1 protein-coding gene is annotated in these 3258 nt (G+C 68.4%); it reads right to left on the reverse strand.

Features of this window, described 5'->3' with window-relative positions:
- A partial coding sequence (locus tag HUA75_RS45960) for a non-ribosomal peptide synthetase (RefSeq protein ID WP_174490124.1) occupies positions 1 to 3258 on the reverse strand: 3258 nt, incomplete at both ends.

A 3258-nucleotide genomic window follows, 5' to 3' on the forward strand; every position in this document is an offset into this window, starting at 1 on the left:
GCGAGCCGACGACGATGTCGTCCTGGCCCGAGTAGCGAGCGAGCAACACCTGGAACGCGGACAGCAGTGCCATGAAGGGCGTGACGCCTTCACGCAGGCACAGCGCGCGCAGCTCGGCGGTGAGCTGCGAGCCCAGCTCGATGGGGAGCGTGCCGCCGTTCGCCGTCTGAACGGGAGGACGCGGCCTGTCGGTGGGCAGCTCCAGGGCGTGCGGAGCCCCGGCGAGCTGACCTCGCCACCAGCTCACCTGCTTGGAGAGGGCTTCGTCGCGCAGCCAGCCTCGCTGCCACGCCGCGTAGTCCGCGTACTGAAGCTCCAGCGGCGCGAGCGGCGAGGGGAGTCCCTGGGCGAACGCGGCGTAGAGCGCTCCGACTTCCCGCGTGAGGATGCCGCTGGACCAGCCGTCCGAGACAATGTGGTGGACGGTGACGAGCAGGATGTGGCGCTGCTCGGAGAGGCGAAGCACGGAGGCACGGAGCAGCGGGGCCTGGGAGAGCTCGAACGGCTTCTGCGCTTCGAGTTGAGCCAGTCGCCGCGCTTCGGTCTCACGCGAGGCTTCGGGCAAGGCCTCCAGGTCCGTTACCGGGACGGACAGCTCCACACGAGGAAGGATGTGCTGGACGGCCTCTCCATCCTCCTGGACGTGGAACGAGGTGCGCAGCGCTTCATGGCGCTGCACCAACTCCTGAATCGCCCGCTCCAGCGCGGCGAGGTTCAGTCCCCCATGGAGCTGGATGGCCGAGGGGATGTTGTAGAACGGACTGCCCGGCTGGAGCCTGTCGAGGAACCACAGGCGCTGCTGCGCGAAGGACAGCGGCAGCGGTCCAGTGCGAGGCACCGCCACGAGCGGAGGCAGCTGGAGCGACGGGTCCCCGTGGCCTACGGCATCGACACGAGCCGCGAGCGCAGCAACGGTTGGCGCCTCGAAGAGAGCGCGAAGAGGCAGCTCGACGTCGAAGGCCTTGCGGACACGAGAGACGACCTGGGTGGCGAGGAGGGAGTGGCCACCGAGGGAGAAGAAGTCGTCGGAGACGCTGACGGAGTCGAGGTGGAGGACCTCTGCCCAGATGGCGGCGAGGCGAGTCTCGGTGGGGTTGCGAGGCGCGAGGAAGGAGTCGGTGGGGCTGGAGTCGGGAGCCGGGAGCGCCTTCCTGTCGAGCTTGCCGTGGGTGTTGATGGGCAGTGCGTCCAGGGCGACGAAGGCCGAGGGCACCATGTACTCGGGGAGGCTGAGGAGCAGCTCCGCGCGAAGAGACGAGGTGTCGACGGAAGCGGGGGTGACGTAGGCGACGAGGCGCTTGAGGCCGGGGACGTCCTCACGGACGAGGGCGGCGGCGTGGTGGACGGAAGCCAGCGCTTCGAGAGCGGCCTCGACTTCGCCCAACTCGATGCGGAAGCCGCGCAGCTTCACCTGGAAGTCGATGCGGCCGAGGTACTCGAGGTGGCCGTGGGCAAGCCAGCGAGCCTTGTCACCGGTGCGGTAGAGGCGAGCACCCGGCACCGAGGAGAAGGGATTGGGGACGAAGCGCTCAGCGGTGAGGTCCGGACGGAGGTGGTAGCCGCGAGCGAGGCCATCGCCGCCGATGAAGAGCTCTCCGGGGACTCCGATGGGGGCGGGCTGGAGAGATGCGTCGAGGATGAAGGTGGAGACGTTGGAGAGAGGCCCACCGAGGGCAGGGCGAGCGGAAGCGCGGATGGAGAGGGCGGTGGTGTCGACGGTGGCCTCAGTGGGCCCGTAGACGTTGAAGGCACTCAGCGAAGGCGCGGAAGAGAGAGCGGCCCAGAGAGAGTCGTCGATGGCCTCACCGCCGATGAGGAGACGGAGGGGGCGGCCGGACTCCGCGAGGCCCTCGTCGAGGAGGAGGCGGAGGTGAGAGGGAGCGCAGTCGAGGACGTCGAGCTGGTGCTTCTGAATCCAGGAGAGGAGCAGGGGGACGTCTTCGCGAGCGGCCTGAGGGACGAAGCAGAGGCAGTGGCCCTGGGAGAGGAAGACGAGCTGCTGGACGGAGGCGTCGAAGGAGAGGGGAGCGTTGAGAGAGACGCGGAGCGGGCGCTGGACGTCGGAGTAGACAGAGGCTGCGAGGGCGGAGAGGAGATTCACCACGGAGGAGTGGTGGACCAAGACGCCCTTGGGCTTGCCGGTGGAGCCGGAGGTGTAGATGACGTAGGCGAGGTGAGAAGGAAGGGAGACGCGAGGAGGGTTGGAGGTGGGGAGCGCGGCGAGAGAAGCGCGCAGTGCGGCGTCATCGAGGCAGAGGGCCGAGCAGGAGGCCGAGTCGAGACGAGGCAGGAGGTGGGACTGAGTGAGGACGAAGGGAGCGCCGGAGTCCAGGAGCATGAAAACCAGGCGCTCGCGGGGGTAGGCGGAGTCGAGAGGGACGTAGGCGGCGCCGGCCTTGAGGATGGCGAGGAGGGCGACGAGGGAGTCGACGGAGCGCTCCAGGCAGAGGGCGACACGGACTTCGGGCCCGACACCGCGCGAGCGCAGCAGGTGAGCGAGCTGGTTCGAGCGCTGGTTGAGCTGGAGAAAGGAGAGAGACGCGGAGTCGTCGAGGACGGCGAGGGCGTCGGGCGTGAGAGCGGCCTGGGCCTCGAAGCGCTCGTGGAAGGCGCCAGTCCAGGGCAACTCACGGCGGGTGTTGTTCCACTCGACGAGCACCTGACGGCGCTCCTCGGCCGGCAACATTGGCAGCTCACCCACGAGGGTATCGGGGGTGGTGATGGCGGCATCGAGAAGGGTGCCGAAGTGCGCGACCATTCGGGCGATGGTGGACTCATCGAACAAGTCCGTGCGGTAGCCCAGCGCGCCTTCCAGTCCCTCGCCCAGCGTCAGGGTGAGGTCGAACTTCGCGCCCGGCGCTCCCGAGTCGAAAGCCTCCAGGCGCAGCGGTGACGTCTCCACCGTGCTCCCAGGCACTTCCATGCTCGTCGTCGGTGCGTTCTGCAGGGCGAGCATCACCTGGAACAGGGGCGAGTGACTGAGGGTGCGGTGAGGGTTGAGTTCCTCGACGAGCTTCTCGAAGGGGACGTCCTGATGCTCGTAGGCGCCGAGCGTGGTGCGTTTCACCTGCGCGAGCAGCTCGCGGAAGCGGAGTCCCGGCAGGAGCTGCGTGCGCAGCACGAGGGTGTTCACGAAGAAGCCGATGAGCCCCTCTGTCTCCGCTCGGGTGCGTCCCGCGATGGGGGAGCCGACGGAGAGGTCGTCCTGTCCGGAGTAGCGGGAGAGGAGGAGCTGCCAGACGGCGAGCAACGCCATGA

This window comes from Myxococcus sp. CA040A, from assembly GCF_013336725.1.
Classification (GTDB): domain Bacteria; phylum Myxococcota; class Myxococcia; order Myxococcales; family Myxococcaceae; genus Myxococcus; species Myxococcus llanfairpwllgwyngyllgogerychwyrndrobwllllantysiliogogogochensis.